This window comes from Chitinophaga sp. LS1 (genome assembly GCF_034274695.1).
GTDB lineage: Bacteria > Bacteroidota > Bacteroidia > Chitinophagales > Chitinophagaceae > Chitinophaga.
In genome coordinates this window covers 525032-544586 of sequence record NZ_CP128362.1, presented here as the reverse complement: position 1 = coordinate 544586, position 19555 = coordinate 525032, and the positions used below count along the sequence as shown (strand labels likewise).

The following is a 19555-nucleotide window of genomic DNA, read 5'->3' as shown; positions in this document are numbered from 1 at the left end:
ATGCGACAATCAAAATTTATATATTTATTATATATCTGCCTGCTGGGAACAATTGTTCCCGGCATGGCACAGGTACCGGTCAATACATCACGTACTGCCGCTACTCCTGTAGTGCGTCCTGCTGCGCTAAATACCTTAAAAGCAAGTTCTATCCGGGTCTGGATTCCCAGTATGATTACGACAGATCCAAATGCGGTATTTGATACCAGCAGGTCAACAGCTGATGTGAAGCTGATGACTCAATATCTGGATGGGTTGGGCAGACCCATGCAAACAGTAGCCAGAAGAATCAGTCCTAACGGCAATGACATGGTCACTGCTGTAGTATATGATTCACTTGGCAGACAACAATATCAATACCTGCCCTATATACCTCAACAGGATAGTGCCCATAATGGAAAAATAAAGTCAGATCCGTTTGCGGCACAAGCATCTTTTTATCAAAATACTGCACTCAACCCAGGCATCGCAAATGAACATGTGTACTATACCCAGACTGAGTATGAAGCCTCTCCACTAAACCGGGTATTAAAGAAATGGGACCCCGGTGATAGTTGGGCACAAACAGGCGGAAATCATCCGGTAGAAATGCAGTACTATTACAATACCAGCGACGATGCTGTGCTGATCTGGAAAATTGCAATTAGTAAAAAGAACTGTTCCACCACTGCTACTTATGGTTCCGGTTCCGCAACTCTTCCCGATACTGCCGGCATTTACAGTACCGGGCAGCTCAATAAAAACATTTCAATCGATGAAGCAGGGCACCAGGTGATAGAATACAAGGACAAAGACGGCCAACTCATTCTCAAAAAAGTACAATTGGCCGATAGTCCTGGTAAAGCCCATGATGGATGGTTATGCACCTACTATGTGTATGACGATCTGGGTAGTCTTCGTTTTGTAATACCGCCACTGGCAGTACAAAATATCATGTCTGACTGGAAGATCACTTCAACCGTCGCCGATGAACTTTGCTTCCAGTATCAATATGATGCACGTGGCCGCATGATTTCGAAAAAAATCCCCGGAGCAGGAGCTGTTTTAATGGCTTATGATAGCCGAAACAGAGTCGTCTTCACGCAAGATTCCATACAAAGGCAAAAATCTACTCCTGAATGGATCACAACATTCTACGATGGACTGAATCGTCCTTACGAAACAGCCATCTATACAACGGCTTTGACCAGAGAAAATTTACAATGTAGTATCACCACCAATTTAGATGACACTTCCGTCATCAATCTATCTTCATTTACTGCTGACCTGGTAGTGACTACTTATAACAGTGCAGACAGTGCATACCAGGCGACCAACTCCATTACCTTTGATCCAGAATTCACTACTCCTGATAATGCTGAAGTTGAAGCCTCCATCGTCAATGATGATGGCATTACCAGTGTTGCATCATCCAATCCCGTTCCGGTTATCTCTTCATCTGCACTTTCACCATTGTCTTACACTTACTATGATAATTATAACTATACTGGTGTACATAGCCTTGTGAACACAGGCCTTTCAAAACCGGAAGCAGGTGACAATCCTTATAGCCAGGCCAATACATCTTCCAGTACGCGTGTCGCCACTCTCACCACAGGAACAAAGGTTCGCATATTAGGCACAGACCAATGGCTCACCACCACGAACTACTTCGACGATGATGCCCTGACTATCCAGACAATTGCAGATAACCATACAGGTGGAAAAGATGTGACCAGCCTTCTATATGACTACAATGGCAAGGTGTTAAGCACCTACCTTACGCATACCAACCCTTCCAGCACTGTTACGCCTCAGACAACCTTACTGACCAAAATGGGTTATGATGCAGCCGGTCACCTGATTTCACTCGTCAAGCGGCTGAATGACAGCACCAACCTCGAGGAAAAGATCGCAGAGAACACCTATAATGAGCTGGGGCAATTGCAGCAAAGGAAAATAGGCGTAGCTGCCAGTGGGCAGTTAGATACCCTCACCTATACTTATAATATAAAAGGCTGGTTAGCGGGTATCAACAAAGCATTCGTCAATTCCACCGGCACAGACAACTGGTTCGGTGAAGAAATCAGTTATGATAATGGCTTTGATAGCAGCCAATACAATGGCAACATTGCAGGCATCAAATGGAAAACCAGGTCCAACGGCATACCAAGGGCATACGGGTTTGGTTATGATGGCGCCAACCGCCTAAAAAAGGCTGTCTTTAACCAGCAAAACACTACAGGAGCAGCATGGACATCAGACAAAGCTGACTTTACAGTAAGCAACCTCGCTTATGATGCAAATGGTAACATTAGCTCAATGAAACAACAGGGGTTAATAGGTACTACCAACAGTAATGTGGATAACCTGACATATACCTACCAGGCCAATAGTAATAAGCTATTGACTGTGACAGATGCCAGTAATACAAGCACCGCCAAACTAGGTGATTTTAATGACGGTACAAACACAGGCAACGACTATACATACAACGGTAATGGCAATTTAATATCCGATCAGAATAAGCAAATCACTTCTATCAGTTATAACCTGCTGAATCTTCCTGAAAAAATTCTGGTCAGCGGCAAGGGTACAATTAATTATTTATATACAGCAGATGGCAGGAAACTGAAAAAAACCGTGGTAGACAGTACCACATCTCCTGTCAAAACTACTGTGACTGATTACATAGAAGGATTAGTGTATGAACGGGACACCTTACGATATATTATTCACGAAGAAGGCCGTATTCGCCCGGAATACGATTCCGGCAAAGCCCTCGTTTATCATTGGGATTATTTTGAAAAAGATCACCTGGGCAATGTCCGGGTAGTATTGGGAGATAATGCAGACACCAGCGTATACGCCGCTACCATGGAGACTGCCAGCAGTACGACTGAAAATGCTTTATTCAGTAACATAGACAATACCCGCACGGCGCTTCCTGCTGGCTATCCAACGGATGAAACTACCAATCCAAATGCATATGTAGCCAGGCTGAATGCAGAAAGTGGTGAAAAAATAGGACCTTCCATTGTATTACGGGTCATGGCGGGGGATACCCTGCAGCTGGGGGTCAAAGCATTTTATAAAAGCACGGCAGCGAGCACCTCCAGTACTACCACAAGCAGTATGCTAGCCGCACTCATACAGGCATTCAGTTCTTCCACTATCTCTGATGGTACACATGCGGCTGCGGGTACAAATTCCGCTATTTCGTCAGCATATACATCCAGTGAGTACGAAGAGTTGATCAGCAAGGATGCTGATGAGAACCTTGCCACTAAACCCAGGGCGTATCTCTCCTATGTACTTTTTGACGACCTGTTCAACATGGTAGATGATAATAGTGGAGTGAAACAGGTACAGGGAAATCCTGATGAATTACAAACATTGACGGTAGAGAAGTTTGTTATTAAAAAAACAGGATTTGTTTATATTTATACCAGCAATGAAAGTGGGGAGAATGTGTATTTTGATAATCTGGTGGTAGTCCATAACAGAGGACCGTTATTGGAGGAGACGCATTATTATCCGTATGGTCTTACCATGGCGGGCATTTCCTCATCCGCAATAAAGGGGAAAGACTATATCGAAAACAAAGTTAAGTATAATGGAAAAGAACAACAGAATAATGAGTTCGCTGACGGTACAGGTGTTGAATGGTATGATTATGGCGCAAGGATGTATGATGTTCAGGTAGGAAGATGGGATTGTATGGATCCGTTATCTGAATATGGAAGACGGTATACTCCGTATAATTACGCATTCAATAATCCGGTAAGGAATGTTGACCCTGATGGTATGTGGAGTTTAGATGCTAATGGAGGGCAATCAACAAACGATCCTAATGAAATAAAGGCATTTTTTGCTGAAAATAATAGTAACAATAACAATCAGGACAAGGATAAGAATAAAAAGAAAGATAATAAACAGCAGCCAGCAGAAGGCGAAGGCAATAAAGAAAAAACTCCATATCAACAGGATTCATATAAACCGGTTCCCAAAGAGTATAAAAAAGATGGGTTACCTGGATTTCCAGGTTCATCAATGTTGCCTCCTAAAAGTGGTGCAAGACCTTCATTTGACCTGGGCGAAAAGGCGCCTAAAGGATGGTGGGGAGAATGGGATTCTCAGCATGGGGAGATAGAAGTGTATGATAAAAAAGGAAAGCATCAGGGCGCCTGGGATCCCGAAACAGGCAATGAGAATGAAGGTAAACAGAAAGATAATCGTATTCCAAGCTATAAGAGAATTGATGGTGTTCAATATGATAATGCTTTCGTGCAGAAAGTGTCGGAGGTGACTGGCTTAACTGGTACTGCTTTGGTTGTTTATTTCATCATATCGGAAGGAACAAGGATAATTCCTCTTAGAAATGTTATTCCGATTCCTTAATTTGTAAGTCGATTTTTTAATAATTTAGTCATGAGTAAGTACTATTATCAAATTCTTCTGGAAATTTTTTTGAAGACGGAAGACAAAGTCCTGGGATTTGTAAATATTTCCCATATTCCTTATAAAAAGTTTGAAGAAATATTTGCAGATGATATTACAGAGGACCAGCGCTTTTTATTTGACGATGTTGGTAGTTATATTATTACTGAAGAGTTATATTTGAAGCATGAAGAATATCTAAGGAAACAGATTGATTTTAATTTTAGATTCGATTTATTCTTATATTCGGTTGGATTAGTATCCATTGAAGCTGACAAATATCAAAAAAATTATTATGAGAAATTACCTCCAATGTTTCAGAGATAATCTTTCGATTAGATATTGATATTCAAAGGGTCCGTGCTTTTACAGCCGGACCCTTTGAATAGGTAGTAGTGAAAATTGATCTATTATCTTTTTTTTGTAAAAAATTATCTTACATGCGTTTCCTCATTATCCTCCTGTTTTTTTCGCTCTCTATTTTCGCCCAGTCATTCGAAGGGAAGATCCTCTACCAGACTACCTACACGAGTGATAGCCCTAATTTTCCCATAGCGATGATGGCAAAGATGATAGGGGAGCAGAATGAATATTTCATCAAAGGAGGTTAATATAAATCTATTGTAAACGGACAGATGTTGACTTATCAATCATATGATAATGCGACTAACTGGGGTTGGAAGGATTAAATACAAGTTTATTATCAATGGAAAAGAATTTGATGGGGATACGCGTTTAGTACGTCCAGATTTTTATACTGTCAGAAGGATTATTTACTATGATTGTCCTTTTTCAGCCAGGAGTTACTGGAAATAATAAGATTTTATATAGAGAAGCAGATTATAGAAAATATGATCTTCCGGTACAGGGGTAATCCGGATGAATTGCAGACATTGTCAGTAGATAGATTTGCGATTACGAAAACGGGATTTTTGTATATTTAACTGAGTAATGAAAGTGGAGAAGATGTTAATTTTGATAATTTAGTGGTTGTGCATAATGGTGGGCCATTATTGGAAGAAACTCATTATTATCCATATGGGCTGACGATGGCGGGGATTAGTTCGAATGCGTTGAAAGGAGCTGGATACTACAAAAATCTGCTACAATATAACGGCAAGGAAATACAGCAGAAAGAATTTTTGGATGAAGAGGGACTGGATTGGTATGATTACGGTGGAAGGATGTATGATGTACAGATATCCAGATGGCAAGGGGTAGACTTGTTATGTGAGAAATCAAGAAGGTATTCGCCATATAATTATGCAAATCTTAACCCAATTCGATTCATTGACCCCGATGGAAATATTACAATTGACGCCGTTGATAAATACAACAACTTCAGTGATGATAAAAAGGAAAAGGAAGCTAATTCTGTATTTTTTAACTGGGCGATATATAAACTTCAAAACGGAGATTATAGTGAGGGAGAAGCGTCTCAGGTAGCAAACGAAGAAGATCCTCCGACAAAAGGCAAATATTCAATATCCAAAAAAAAGGAGTCAAAATCCCAATGGAACTTTAGTGCTTTTCAAGTTGCAATGTCAACAACAGTGGCTCTAGCAAGTGATGATGCGACAGGTATTGGAGTATGGGATGATCTTGCGATTCCACCTGTTTGGATTGGTTCAACTGGCTTTTTTCTGTATAGTAATGCGGACTTAATTAAAAAAGAGTTGAAAGAGCTGAGGGGCATTTTGGCAAAACCATTTGGTCCGGATGGTTGGCAATATACATTAAGAGCTACGATGGATGGAGTGTATCCAAATGTAAGAACAGGAGTGCCAGTGTTTTTACATGCGGGTCAGATATGGAAGATTGGGGAGACGACATCAAGTGATAGATATTCTTTTAGTGATTTACAGAGAATTGGGCCAGGAGTTAGACAATATAATGAAGTGCCTGGAAATCAGATGCAAATTAAATTTGCGGAGAAATTAAAATTATAAAACGAAGTTGTTTAAACTTTTAATTTTCGACAGAATAATGTAATAAGAGCAAGCCAATGTAACCCCATCCATGTGAATACTTTTGTTTCATAGCGAACAGATAGAGCTTTAAACGCGTCTAACCAGGCATTGGCATGCTCAATTTTTGTTCTCCTTTTGTACAATTGGTCATCAAAATATCTATACTCCTCACTGGCGGTTTTGCCGTTACGCTTATTGGGTTTCACATTTAGCTCTATTTCTTTTATATCACAAGCCTTCCGTAGCTCCTCACTGTCAAAACCAGGATCTGCATTCAAAAAAACGCCGCTACTGTTAATACCCGCTTCCTCCAATAAACTGATCATTTTTTCAAAAATGCTACTGATCTCATACAAATCATTATGTTCCCCACTTTGCGGACTACCTACCGACAGTATTTAGCCATTGTTATCGCTCAAATACAAACTGTTAGTTGTCTTACAGGCCTTTCTGCCCTGGTATCCCACCTGTTCTCCTCCCCGTTTAGCCGGTGTATGACTACCATCAAGTTGGGCGCACGATAAGTCCAGGAGCTGTTTGTGGCTTGACAATAGCGCTTTCCAGGCTGCCTTGAATGATTCATCTTTACTCCATTTATTGAAATAGTAATATATATGCTGCCAGCTTACTTTGGGATCTTCAATGTACTCCCGAACACTTAGTTCCCGCCATTGGCACCCAGTTTTCATACGCTTTAAGATTAGCTGTACCACTTTTACCAGACATATTCTCGGCTTAAAACCTCGCTTTCCCTTACTTAAATGTGGTAATATCCATTCTCTTATTTTATCTTCGTCTATGAGTCCCAGAGTAGTTCCTTTTTTTTCGCAAAAACAAAAATCTACAATTCCTGGGACTCTTCTTTTTTTACCTAAATAAGTTTAAACAACTTCCATAACTTCTTTAAAACAAATGGAAAATTTTTATATAGGTGAAATGATTAGTCCCGAAGTCGGCCCGAACCTAAGTGTTATATCAATTTTTAATGAAAAAATTTGTTCCTTTCTTAAGGAAAGAGATTATGGTAGTGGTGTATTAAATTTAGTTATTGGGTTTATATGTATGAACCCTAAAAGCTTAAAGATCTTGAAATTAAGAAAACCTAGTTATGTCCTGGGGCCCAAAATTATTAAAACTAAAGGACTTCCTGAGTCAATAATTGAAAGGAATGTTGAGTACGAATTCATTGCTGATTTCCAAAGTATATTAAATGCACAAGGAGATGAATTAATCAAACGAATTAAAACCGAACTTATTAATTCCATTGTAGCAATTGATGTTTTAGAAATTCCTGATTTTGATAAAGAGAAATTTAAGAAGGACTTTATTGAGTGTGTAAATCAGATACAAATATGAGTTCTAATATTATATTAAAAAAGGAAAGGAGGAGAAGGACTATTCACAAAAATTATAGATGAAAGTAACAGCTCCCAATACAAACATATACTATCTTCTTTAGCCGATGACGAAAAAGGCTTACTAATCTATTATAAGAATGATGATGAGTGGGTATTGTTGACAAATAAGAAGATTGCCACTTCATCAAATGAAATCATTTTTAATAATGATATTGCTAACGTGTCATTTGCTCTGCAAGAGGAGTATAAGAATCGGATAATGGATAAAAATGATTTTACCAGATTGGAGGTGAAAGACAAAAATAAACGAACTTATATTCTGTGTATTGAAAAGGGTAAACCTTATCATGGATTTTACCAGGTATTACACTTTATGGCAGGTTAGCTATTACGATAATATAGGGTGCATTTTCAGATTGGCCATGCTATTTAGAGCTTTCGTATCGCGGTAGATACGATAGGCATGACGGTATCCTAAGCTGTCTCTAAAGTTCAGGCGAACGCTGATCAAATCCTCGGGAACAGGTGCGGCAAGTTTAATTAGGTCATACTGTTCCAGATCGTCACTATGCGGTTCCAGTAGTTTCTGCTCCAATGGAAGATAAGCGGCAAAGAAGTGGCATTCCTCGCCTTGGCGAATAGGTTCATGTAAATTGGGCTGGACACGCCATTCAAAATTATCAAAGTTCACCGGCTGATCGAAACCTTCGAAATAAGCCTGCTGTCCGGTATTACGAACAAAAATCCTAACTCCTTCTTTGCAGAGATAACTCTCCTCTTCAACCAGGAATAGCTCAGGTTTTACGCTGGCTTTGGCGATGTTCTCCCGGAGTTGCAGATCCTGCTGCAACAACTTGTTTTGTTCCAGTAATTCGGCGGCCTGTTTATCAAGCGATATTACCATGGAAGTAAAAGATGCGATTTGCTGCTCATGCTCCTTATTCTTTTGGAACAGCTTAAAGATACTGACAATAGCTACAGGCACACCGATGACCACGCCCATGGCACTGATCCAGTCGGTGATCTTTATCCCCTCCCACAGCTTTGGATCGTTGAGGTTAAGTTGCAGCAAACATGGAAAGAAATTTAGGTAATTCATGATAAACATTCAGGATTGGCTACCTAAATATAAAAAAATACTGGCTGTTTCCACAAGCCGGTGCGACCACCCCTTCAAAATTTTTTACCATCTTGTAAAAAATTAAGGCATATATCTACCGGAGCATCCAGATCAAATAACCATTTATCCGTTTCGTCATTAAACAGAGTTTCCTTTTCTTTCAAAACCTTGTTTAGTATTATGTACAATTGCTAATATTTCACAGAAGTTCTCATAGCCCCTTTTCAATCACGAATATGCATTCTTACTTCCGTAAAAGACAATTTTAAAATGTACACCTGTATGTTTGGTGTATAGAATCGCCTTTTTGTTACACCACCTTTGGTATAGCAAAATGACATTTATGACAAAGTGTAATCAATTTACCCCACCAGCACGAAATGAGGTTTATATCTACTTCCGGTTACTCAATCTGTCTGAGAAACATTCTGATGCATTCTATTTATTCTATGAATCAAAAAGATGGAGTAATGAGAAGGGCGAGCAATTTAGAAACTGGAAGGTGCTTGCCTACAACTGGATCGTGAGTTTTAGGAATTCAATTCCTTTAAAAAACAAGACTAGTTGCGGTGCCAAAGTGGCAGGATACCTTTTCCCTGTCAAATAAACGCTCTGATTCCTGACTTAGCTATTCTTGCAGGGATGGCTAAAAAAAACTCCATTGGCGGCAGCCAATGCGACGCATGGGCATACGAAGATGTGAAAATGAAAATGTGAAAATGAAACATGGGAGTATCTTCTCGGGAGTGGGCGGATTTGACTTAGCAGCGAGTTATTTAAATTGGGAAAACGTTTTTCAGATTGAAATAGATTCATTCTGTCAGGAGGTACTTAGAAGGCGGTTTCCAAGTAGCGTAAGATATTGCGATATAAGGAGGGTAAATGCAAAAAAATACTATGGAGCAATTGATGTTATTTCCGGTGGATGGCCCTGTCAACCTTTTTCAGCAGCCGGGAAAAGGAGAGGGAGCAGCGATAACCGTTACCTCTGGCCGCAGATGCTCAGAATTATTAATGAGGTCAGACCCACTTGGGTTGTTGGTGAAAATGTTGTTGGAATCACCAGTATGGTACAATCCAGTCTATCAACTAGCCTGGCAGATCAAGCCTCTTTATGGGAAGAAGATAAAACTTATACAGTCGAAGAAGAATTTATTATTGAAACCATCTGCAAAGATTTTGAAAGAATGGGATATTCTGTCCAGCCGATTATTATTCCAGCTTGTGCCGTTGGTGCGTGGCACCGACGAGATAGGATCTGGTTTTTGGCCTACTCCGACCGTTTCCGATATGAAAGGAGGCTGTTCGGGACTTGCAGAACAGAAGAGATCTTACCTGCGCCATTTCTTACACGGATCAAGACTTTCAATCTACAGCGGATCGAGAAAGACATCCTTGCCAAACCCGGACTTATTGAGAATTATGATGGGTTTTCCACCAGGCTGGTTAAAAACGAGATAAAAGGATATGGCAATTCGATAGTTCCAGCAATTGCTTATGAGATTTTCCGAGCAATAGATATTATTCATCATGCTTAAAACTGTTCAAAATGTATTTACACTACAATGTCGAACCGCATTTTTTGAAAGAAAAGTTCGAAATATTTCATCCTGTTGGCAGCATTTCTGAATCCGATGCATATGCAAAACAGCTTATGAAAAACCAGGATAAAGGGAAGACGTATAGCAATTTCTATTTGACTGATATGTCAAAACGTAATGTGTTGAAGCCATATACGCCCGAAGAAATTTCCAAGAAACAGCGAATAATCAAAGGAACAGGCAATGATAAAGGACTGAAGGTTTAACAAACATTGTTCTTTGGACAGTAGAAGCGATTAATGATAGTAAACAGATAAGTTATGAGTGAGATTGTGATTACAGGTATAGATTTTATACCAGATTCGGTTAATAACTGTTTATCTGAAAAAGAAAACGGGCAAAACAAACTTTTCTTATCAGAAATGGAAATAGACGGCAATACAGGATTGCGTCGGTTTCTATTTGATAATAATACGAGAAATATATACCATTTGCCTAAGGGAATAGACTCAGTGCCTATGGAAGTAGCATACATTGAGATTCCGCCAATGTATATTCTTGATCCTGAAGGTTATTCAGAGGCCGGAGTCCAACGAGATGAATCTAAAAACATCGGCCACGTTGAATTTGGTAATTATAAATTTATTGGTCGTGAAATTCCATTTCTCACCGTATTGGATGTGGACTTTTTTGTTGATACTAAAAACTAAGAATTTACCCAACTATCTAACAGAGGCAACAAAATCGACTTTTCATCTGTGGGACTTTATGATGAAACGGATATGTTTCAAATGAATTATTGCAATGGAATTAAAAATTTAGCACGCAATTCAACTGACAAGAATGCGCTAAAGGCAACAATAAACGTTCCTGGATTGTGGTATCTTGATCCCGTCGGGTTGGCAATTCGCACTAAAGGAATTTCTGGTTATAAACTAACCCCGACTTTTAAAGAATACTATAGTAAGCATCAACGAATTTTTTTACGTCTAAATAGGCCAAAACCAGATCGTACAATAAAGTCAAACTCAAATGGGAAAAGTAAGCGAAAGCCGTAAATGTTTTTGAGCTGGGATTGTATTTATTATTTTATCAATACGATAATATCTAATTATTATGGCTTATTTAATTAAGGATAGTACAAAATGGCTTGATGGTAACGGCGAAAATGTTTATTTAAAAGTACTAAGGCAGGTGGAGGATACGTACTATTTTCCTTTTGCGATGAAAGAATATGGTTATAAGAAACAACAAGTTGGGTGCATTGAATTTTATTTCAACGAATCCGGCAATGAAATATTTGTACATCCTAAATCGCCATCTTACTATCTGAATTAGATAACCTTGATGATAGAGGCAGATTAATTCACTTTCTTGCGAATAGACCATTACGAAATGATAATGTGGTTATTGCTAATTCATTATCACAACTTTTGAATTCTGCATATCGGGCTGTGAGGATAATTAACAAAGCAAAGAAACAAAAAGGGTTATTTGATAATAAGAATTCATTTGGAGCAGTTAGAAAGAAACGTGGATTGCCATTTTGATTTATTGCCAATTTGTTGTATTACCTTTTATTTCCGTTGTATGGATTTTGAATTCGAGCATGATATTTACCTTGAGATGAAAAAGTTTGAATGTTAGGGCTATTTATCGGAGGAACTTAACTGCAATAATAAACTCGGAACGGCTGAAAAGCAATTGCGTCAATTCTTCTATGGCGGATACATTGATGAGTGTCGTAGGGAATATTATTTGGGAGATGCTGATCCGTCACCGGTTAGCATACATACGTCCGGACGAAATAACGGAAAGGATATTCAATTAGCTTTCAAATACGAATTCGGATGCGTCAATGGTTTACATTTTCGCGGATTGGATTATAATATTGAAGGACAAAAAGGAAGTATTGAAGCAAACTCGATAAATTTATTACCCTCTTTTACGGAACTGATTCAGTTTGTACAAACTCAAACATCGCTACAAACTCAAAGATCACTAAGGATTATCAAAGACGATAGTAATCAGAATCGGGGATTGAAAAGGTGAAATTTCCTTTTTTATTAATTAGGAAGCCAATTTATAGGCAATGGTTTGTATGTCTAATAGTGTGCCTGTGTGCCTGCTCCGCTGCACACAGCAAGCTGTGGGTTTGTTACACAAACCCGCTTGGCGGGCTATGCTCCGAAGTCGCGCCGGCAGTATTAATCTTCATTAAAGTGAGAATGGAAATGAAAAATAGTGTGAGGGAAAATCATGACAAGCGCACATGTTGGTGCAATATTAGGTTAACAGAAAAGGAACATGAAATTCTTTTTGGAAAGCTGAAGGATACCACATATAGAAAACTAAGCGACTACCTGCGTAGCATTATTTTTAATAAGCCAGTCAATGTAAAGGTTCGCAACCAGTCACTGGATGAGTTCATGAATGAGTTGATTACTTTGCGGCAGGAGCTTAACTACCTTGGAAATAATTTTAATCAAGTCGTAAAAAAGCTAAATAGCGTTCCGCCCTCAAAAGAATATTTGACCTGGTTAGGGATTTCTGAAAATTTGCAAGCGCAACTTTTATCAAAAATCGAAAAAATTCAGATCCGGATTGATCAATTTTCTGAGAAATGGTTGCAAGGATAATTGAGGGAGAAGAAATACGAGGTGCAGTCGAATATAACGAGGAAAAGGTAGCAAAGGGGGCTGCCGAACTATTATATGCTCATTTATATGCTAAAGAAGCATCGAACCTTTCGTTCAAAGAAAAGCTATTTCGTTTACAACACTTAGCAGATTTAGCGCAACGGGCAGATAATGTTTGTACGCATATTTCTATTGGGTTTCATCCGTCGGAAAAATTATCGCCAGAATTATTGCGGAGACTTGCTGTTGAGTACATGGAAAAAATTGATTTCGGTAACCAACCATTTCTATTGTACGAACACTTTGATACTGCAATACAGCATATGCATGTTGTAACAACTAAAATTAAAGACGATGGTAAGGCAATCGATACCTCTTTTATTGGAATTAAAAAGTCAATACCAGCCACAGAGTACTTAGAGGAAAAGTACGGGTTAATAAAAGCCAAGGAGCAGAAATCTAACGAAACAATTGCAATTAAGGCGGCGGACATTAAAGCTATTGAATATGGGGAGAAGCCGACGAAGAAGGAAATATCTCGTGTAGTCCGTTCGGTAATTTCTCTTTACGAGTTTGGTAGTTTGGCTGAATTCAACTCAATATTACGGCAATTCAATGTTGTTGCTGATCAGGGTGAAGAAAATAGTCGAATGAGAAAGCATAACGGATTAGTGTACCGCGCTATTCAAACGAATGGAGAATTGATCGGTAAAGGAATTAAATCAAGTTCAATTTATGGAAAGCCAAAATTAGATTTTCTTCAAGGGCAGTTTAAAAAGAAGAAGGCGAGGCCAGAACATAGGGAGCGAATTTACAGGATAATTGATGATGTATTAAATAAAGGGGTTGATGAAAAGCGATTTCTGAAAGAACTAAGTGATAATGGAATCTATGTCCATATTCATCGAAATAAAGAGGGGCTTGCCTATGGAATCACATTTGTAGACAATCTGACACTAACGGTTTTTAAGGGTAGCGATATTGAAAGATCGTTTTCCGTAAAAGGAATCTTTAGCCGATTACAGCCCGATGAAGATATTCCGGCAGTTTCTTGGAATAAGCAATTCGTGAATTCTATTATCTCACAGACTGATTATAAGCCTGGAATTAAGGGGGTGCTTTGTAAATGGCTAAGTGCAGGAGTGCATATTAATGCAGGCAATAATGAATCAGGGCCGGTTTTTTTAGCGGGACATTCTAAAATTCTACCAGAATACTATTGGAAGTTGGATAGGCGTGTTACCAATTACCTAATTGCAAATGGATTGACACCAGCTAGAGCTAACTATATAGATAGGAATTTGGCAAAGATTTTACCTGACAGATTTTCTATCGAGGCGATGCATGCATTTTCTAGTTACTTAAATGTTCAACTCAATAATTTGATAGATTCAGCTTTCGAGGTAATTCATGATGATGGAATCTCATCAGAATTATTAAAAGAGGCAAAGAAAAAGAAAAGGTATAGGAGACGATAAGGCAAATTTACCGTCACCTGATTGTGTAATTGAAAATGTGATATGTATGAGTACAGGTGAAAATGAACAGGGCCTACGTGGCATTATTGACTTTTTGAGAAAGGGGAGTGTCTTTTTACTGGCCTTACACTTCTATGTATTTTGCTACGCAGCTTTTGAAAAAGCTGGATTATCGGCCAATATTATAGAGCGTGTATTGATGAATATTGGTGACACTGGCATTTTTAATAAGCCAGTATATACAAAAATTTTCTCTTTAATTCTTTTGTCTATTTCCCTTTTTGGAAATAAAGGTAAGAAGGAAGAGGATTTGAATCCCAAGAATATCGTTGCCTATATTTCAATCGGATTACTATTTTACTTTGGAGGTTCGTTGCTGTTTTACTGGCATGCAGATTTAACTGTAGTTGCGGTTTGCTATGTATTTATAGTTATACTTGGCTATTTGTTAGTGCTTTCCGGGGGAGCTAAATTATCCCGTTTGATAAGTCTCAATTTCAAAAAGGATATTTTCAACGAGGCAAATGAAACATTTCCCCAACAAGAAGAGTTGATTAACAATGAATATAGTATCAACCTGCCTGGAGAATACAATTTGAAAGGTAAGGTACGTAAGATGTGGATTAACATTCAAAATCCTTTCCGGGCGTTGCTCATTCTGGGCACGCCCGGGTCCAGGCGAAGGGAGGTAGTAGAGATCCGGTAAAACTTACTTCGTCATCAGGCATGTAATCACACAGCATTTGGAAAAAGGCTTCACAATGTTTGTGTATGATTTTAAGTTTGATGATTTGACACGCATTGCCTATAATGTATTTCTTAAGAACAGAAAAAAGTATAAAAATAAGCCGTCGTTTTATGTAATCAACTTTGATGATCTTCAAAGAACACATAGATGTAATCCATTAGAACCATCGCAGATGGTTGATATTACTGACGCCAGTGAATCAGCACGCAGTATTCTCTTGGCGTTGAATAAGGAGTGGGTAAAAAAAAGTGGCGAATTTTTCACGGAAAGTGCCGTCATCTTTGTTACTGCCGTCATTTGGTGGTTGCGTAAGTACAAGAACGGCCTGTATTGTACCCTTGCTCACGTGATTGAATTAATTTCAGCAGATTACGATGACCTTTTTCCGGTTTTGGGAACTGAACCGGAATGCGAATCATTGATACAAAGTTTTATTTCTGCTTACCTGAACAGGGCACTTGAACAACTTGAAGGGCAGATTGCCTCAGCTCGTATTGCATTAGCAAGGTTAAGTTCTCCTACAATATATTATGTGATTAGCGGGAATGATTTTACTCTGGACATAAATAATCCAGAGGCCCCGAAGGTGGTATGCGTGGGGAACAATCCATCTAAAACACAAACATATGGTGCAGTGTTGTCTTTATATACAAATCGGTTGTTAAAACAGGTTAATCAGAAGGGGAAGCTAAAATCTAGTCTGATTTTCGACGAATATCCCACTATTTATCAACCTTTGGATTATAGTGTTTCAGTAAGTAGATCAAATTTGGTTTCACACACAATCTGCATTCAGGATTATTCGCAGATGAAAAAGGATTATAGCAGAGAACAGGCGGAAGTTCTGATGAATGTATGTGGCAATATTATTTCGGGTCAAGTGCTTGGCGATACCGCGAAGATGTTGTCCGAACGGATTGGGAAGATTGTACAAGAACGTGAGAGTATCAGTATAAACAGGAATGATACTAGTATTAGCAGATCGACACAAATGGATTCGGCAATCCCTCCAAGTAAAATTTCTGCGTTAAGTTCAGGTGAATTTGTTGGTCAAGTGGCGGATGATCCAATGAAGATCGTAAAGTTAAAAAACTTTCATTCTCGCATTATTAATGATCATTCAGCAATAAAGCAGGAGGAAGCTGCATATAAGCCATTGCCTATAATCAGGCATTTAGCTGATAATGAAGTTGATAGTAACTATATACGAATTAAAAATGACGTAGCCGAAATCATAGAAAGTGAGATTCTGAGGATAAAATCAGATCCGGATTTGGTACACCTGCTTTTCGTAAAGTCAGAGCATAATAATGGTCATAAGACAACTTAGATTTCAACTAAACTAAATGTTAAGGATATAAATTTAGACACATTATCATATTCAAAGGCTATGTTAAGGGTTAAAAATTTTATTAATTGCCCAACTTTCTAAAATCTAAGGCTGTCTTACGGCCTTAAGTTTCTTTGATTTTGCAGTCGTAAATTCCGAAGACATCAGGAATGGATCAAATATATAAAGAACAAGAAAAATTCGATCATTGGGTTGTAATTCCTCTATGGAGTGAGGCTGAGGAAATCTTGATTAATAAATTTGAAGGACATATTCCTGTAGTTATCAATCCAGAATTTTAATCGTTGTATTACCAAGGTATCAAAGGTTGCGTGCATCATTAGCCTGATTAAATTTCCCCATAAAAAAGGGGAAATACCGTAACGGTAAGGCCCCAATATAGTTTGGTTACTTCTCACACGTACAAAAGCTTCTTTTGTACGAACGAATTTCTGTCTGGTACCCCGGCAGAATTGATAATGAAAATAAGCGGACATAATGTCAGAAAGATTTCTATAGATATATTCGAATCTCACAGGAAGAAGTTGGAATGAAAATTAGAGAAATATGGCGGAGCATAGAAGGATATAATTTATTTAATAATGCACCAACATTAGAGCTTGCTGTAAAATAATGAAAGGGGTTGGAATTTTCTTCTCCTGCCCCTTTCATAACTAAATTAGATATTTCTATTATTGTTATCAAGTAATCGCTTGTATTTAGTCATTTCTGTTTGGTATGCCTGAGTCAGATTAGTAATAACGTTGTGCCCAATTTGCTCTAAAATTTGCCATTCTGCGATACTAAATCCTCCAACAAGCTCCAAACTTCTTCTGGACTTCCGCATTTTTCTATAGAATGTTGGAATGCTCCACGAAAACTCCTTACAGGCTGCCTCCCTGTATTTTAATGGAAAATCTAAAAACAACCCGTTGTAAATGACCTTCATTAGGTTAAATTGTTGTTCGCTCATAATCATTTGTTTACTTGGTTATATAATATCTTATAATTACCCCAATGCCAATTTAAGGGGCAAAGATTTCTATTCGGTCATGCCGATAATAATGAAGAGAAGTTTATTAGTTCAGATAATACATTCTTAACAATAGTATTTTAACAGATTAATTAAACCTGACCTTGTATTATACCGGAGTTAAGAATGTTTTTGGGAAGGAGTAAAAGAAAATGCGTGGGACTCCTTGCCGCACGCTGGAGAACCCGTTGGAAGTGGGCGCGAAGCATGACGGACAAGAAGCCCACGCAAAAGAATGCATGGGCAGTTCCTGCCTCAGTACTTCGCATTGAAATCTTCCAACTTTTCTCCAGCGATACTGAACAGAATTGCCAATGATATTTGTGGGAACACCAAAATACATTATATACTTCTGTGATCCACAATTAGCAGTTTTATTCTGAGAACAAATATACTGATAAAATTTCAAAAAGAGTATAATTATACTCCTTTTGTGCCAGAAAAATATTTTGCCTTTGCTGGATGGAAATCGAATTAAAAGAATTTGGAAAAAACCTGAGGGATGCTCGTAAGAAAAAAGGGCTGACTCTTGATGAATTAGCAGTGATATCTGAGCTGGATAGTAAACAGATTGGTAAGATAGAAAATGGCCTGGTTGATATTCGCCTGAAAACCCTGATCAAGTTGATCCGGGCGCTAGATATTGCTCCTAATGATCTGATTTCCCGTGAAAAATAATGGAAGTTAACTTCATTATTTGAAACCCCTGCGGAGATGGTGAAGGGGAACGGGGCGGTATTGGCGCCTTCCCCAGTTTTGTGCGTCATGCATTCCATAGTTCATTAAAGTGTAAATCTTGAACGAATTATCCATTGGGAATCGTAAGTCCAAAATAAGGGTATCCACCGCGAGTTGGAAACTGAAGGAAGTGGTGGACAAACTGTTGAATCGACAAACAGAAATATAATATACGGCTATTACTGTGGGTTAGCTGGCGTTAGACTGCAAAGCTCTATAGTTGTAGTTGGATGTATTCAGTAATAGTAAATCATACGGTTTAGTTTAACAGGAGAGAACTATGACTTTAGCATGGGAGATCTGCAAATAGCGACCCGGGGCCAGGAGCAGAAGTCAGCCTGACGCCATGGTATTTTAGATACTATACAAAGATAGTGGAAGGAAGGGAATAATCTTTAGAGCGAGTTTTTTTTGAAGTTGTAAAATCCTGCGGGTATAATAAAGATACTCTACAGGGCAGAGAAATGATTAACAGATGAACCTATTTGGAGAATGTGTAATTAGCCATACCATTGGAGTGACGGTCGTACATAGAGATAAAAGAGGTATGGTAAGCCCAGAATGGCTTCTGCATGCAAAAAAAGAACCTCTACCGATAAATTTAATGAAAAATGGCTTGTATATTTCTGTCAACGTCAGGAAAATGAGTATTGGGAGTGTAAAATATTTTGTGTAAACTCCTTCCCCATTGTTTGAAACTCTGCCGGGATGGAGAAGGGGTAATAGCGCGGCAGCAGCGCCTTCACCGGTTTTGGGGCCTATTGAGATAATTCACCACCATAGGCCATTAACACAGGAAATTTTACAGTCTCGGCATTTTGACCGGTCCTCCTCTAAAAGGTCTCTCTGCTGCAGATGAGGAATAGTAAATTTGAAATATTTCTATAGTTACCTGCCTATAAACCTGATAGGAAGTTATATCAGTATAGTGCTTTAAAAAGAGGAAATCCTTTTGATGATATAAATGATTTTTAATTAGAGGCTCTTTGTCAAATTGGTAGCTTATTGTATATATTACATCTGTAAGTTTAATTAAAAGACGCTAGAGTCCCGCAATTCCTGATCTATCATTTTGACTTAAACTGAAAATTTTTTATCCCGCATGGTAACCTCTCCAATTCATTACCATATTTAATATTCATCAGGTGTAATGCCTTTTTCCCGGAACTGGAAAATTTTAT

19 protein-coding genes are annotated in these 19555 nt (G+C 38.5%); 15 read left to right on the top strand and 4 right to left on the bottom strand.

Annotated elements, in window-relative coordinates:
• The 4 genes from QQL36_RS02350 (at position 1) to QQL36_RS02335 (ending at position 6368) form a co-directional block, all read left to right on the top strand.
• The gene (locus tag QQL36_RS02350) at positions 1-4380 is read left to right on the top strand and encodes a DUF6443 domain-containing protein (protein ID WP_321568768.1); all 4380 of its coding nucleotides are present in this window, start codon (positions 1-3) and stop codon (positions 4378-4380) included.
• A 30-nt stretch (positions 4381-4410) separates the two neighbouring features.
• On the top strand, positions 4411-4746 hold the full coding sequence (locus QQL36_RS02345) for a hypothetical protein (RefSeq protein WP_321568767.1): 336 nt from the start codon (positions 4411-4413) through the stop codon (positions 4744-4746).
• 113 nt (positions 4747-4859) lie between these two features.
• Positions 4860-5030, top strand: a complete 171-nt coding sequence (locus QQL36_RS02340) for a hypothetical protein (RefSeq protein ID WP_321568766.1) — start codon at positions 4860-4862, stop codon at positions 5028-5030.
• A gap of 381 nt (positions 5031-5411) precedes the next feature.
• Entirely contained in the window at positions 5412-6368 is a 957-nt protein-coding gene (locus QQL36_RS02335; protein WP_321568765.1) for an RHS repeat-associated core domain-containing protein, read from the top strand.
• Positions 6369-6379: 11 nt separating this feature from the next.
• On the opposite strand, the gene QQL36_RS02330 is transcribed toward QQL36_RS02335, so the two are convergent.
• Positions 6380-6715: a transposase gene (locus QQL36_RS02330; protein ID WP_083730701.1), complete on the bottom strand. Its 336-nt coding sequence runs from the start codon at positions 6713-6715 to the stop codon at positions 6380-6382.
• A gap of 72 nt (positions 6716-6787) precedes the next feature.
• The gene (locus tag QQL36_RS02325; RefSeq protein WP_321570536.1) at positions 6788-7162 is read right to left on the bottom strand and encodes a transposase; all 375 of its coding nucleotides are present in this window, start codon (positions 7160-7162) and stop codon (positions 6788-6790) included.
• Positions 7163-7301: 139 nt separating this feature from the next.
• Here QQL36_RS02325 and QQL36_RS02320 point away from each other — a divergent pair, with 139 nt between their 5' ends.
• Positions 7302-7745, top strand: a complete 444-nt coding sequence (locus QQL36_RS02320; protein ID WP_321568764.1) for a hypothetical protein — start codon at positions 7302-7304, stop codon at positions 7743-7745.
• Positions 7746-8135: 390 nt separating this feature from the next.
• On the opposite strand, the gene QQL36_RS02315 is transcribed toward QQL36_RS02320, so the two are convergent.
• The gene (locus QQL36_RS02315; RefSeq protein WP_321568763.1) at positions 8136-8819 is read right to left on the bottom strand and encodes a hypothetical protein; all 684 of its coding nucleotides are present in this window, start codon (positions 8817-8819) and stop codon (positions 8136-8138) included.
• A 731-nt stretch (positions 8820-9550) separates the two neighbouring features.
• Between QQL36_RS02315 and QQL36_RS02310 the strand changes: the two genes are divergently transcribed.
• The 9 genes from QQL36_RS02310 to QQL36_RS02270 all read left to right on the top strand — a co-directional run bounded on the left by QQL36_RS02310 (position 9551) and on the right by QQL36_RS02270 (position 16905).
• Positions 9551-10405, top strand: a complete 855-nt coding sequence (locus tag QQL36_RS02310; RefSeq protein ID WP_321568762.1) for a DNA cytosine methyltransferase — start codon at positions 9551-9553, stop codon at positions 10403-10405.
• 11 nt (positions 10406-10416) lie between these two features.
• The gene (locus tag QQL36_RS02305) at positions 10417-10674 is read left to right on the top strand and encodes a hypothetical protein (protein ID WP_321568761.1); all 258 of its coding nucleotides are present in this window, start codon (positions 10417-10419) and stop codon (positions 10672-10674) included.
• 54 nt (positions 10675-10728) lie between these two features.
• The gene (locus tag QQL36_RS02300; RefSeq protein ID WP_321568760.1) at positions 10729-11118 is read left to right on the top strand and encodes a hypothetical protein; all 390 of its coding nucleotides are present in this window, start codon (positions 10729-10731) and stop codon (positions 11116-11118) included.
• A gap of 406 nt (positions 11119-11524) precedes the next feature.
• Complete coding sequence (locus tag QQL36_RS02295; RefSeq protein ID WP_321568759.1) at positions 11525-11746, top strand: hypothetical protein; 222 nt, start codon at positions 11525-11527, stop codon at positions 11744-11746.
• Positions 11747-12642: 896 nt separating this feature from the next.
• Entirely contained in the window at positions 12643-13047 is a 405-nt protein-coding gene (locus QQL36_RS02290; RefSeq protein ID WP_321568758.1) for a plasmid mobilization protein, read from the top strand.
• On the top strand, positions 13032-14525 hold the full coding sequence (locus tag QQL36_RS02285) for a relaxase/mobilization nuclease domain-containing protein (RefSeq protein WP_321568757.1): 1494 nt from the start codon (positions 13032-13034) through the stop codon (positions 14523-14525). The genes QQL36_RS02290 and QQL36_RS02285 overlap by 16 nt, the downstream gene beginning before the upstream one ends.
• Before the next feature lie 46 nt (positions 14526-14571).
• A complete protein-coding gene (locus tag QQL36_RS02280) occupies positions 14572-15231 on the top strand; it encodes a YWFCY domain-containing protein (RefSeq protein WP_321568756.1) in 660 nt (219 codons plus the stop codon).
• 37 nt (positions 15232-15268) lie between these two features.
• Positions 15269-16603 carry a type IV secretory system conjugative DNA transfer family protein gene (locus tag QQL36_RS02275; protein ID WP_321568755.1) on the top strand — a complete coding sequence of 445 codons (1335 nt, stop codon included), beginning with the start codon at positions 15269-15271 and terminating at the stop codon, positions 16601-16603.
• Positions 16604-16773: 170 nt separating this feature from the next.
• Complete coding sequence (locus tag QQL36_RS02270) at positions 16774-16905, top strand: hypothetical protein (RefSeq protein WP_321568754.1); 132 nt, start codon at positions 16774-16776, stop codon at positions 16903-16905.
• Positions 16906-17282: 377 nt separating this feature from the next.
• On the opposite strand, the gene QQL36_RS02265 is transcribed toward QQL36_RS02270, so the two are convergent.
• A complete protein-coding gene (locus QQL36_RS02265) occupies positions 17283-17576 on the bottom strand; it encodes a hypothetical protein (protein WP_321568753.1) in 294 nt (97 codons plus the stop codon).
• A gap of 522 nt (positions 17577-18098) precedes the next feature.
• Here QQL36_RS02265 and QQL36_RS02260 point away from each other — a divergent pair.
• Positions 18099-18314 (top strand): helix-turn-helix transcriptional regulator, encoded by a 216-nt coding sequence (locus tag QQL36_RS02260; protein WP_321568752.1) that lies wholly within the window; start codon positions 18099-18101, stop codon positions 18312-18314.
• The last annotated feature ends 1241 nt before the right edge of the window (positions 18315-19555 follow it).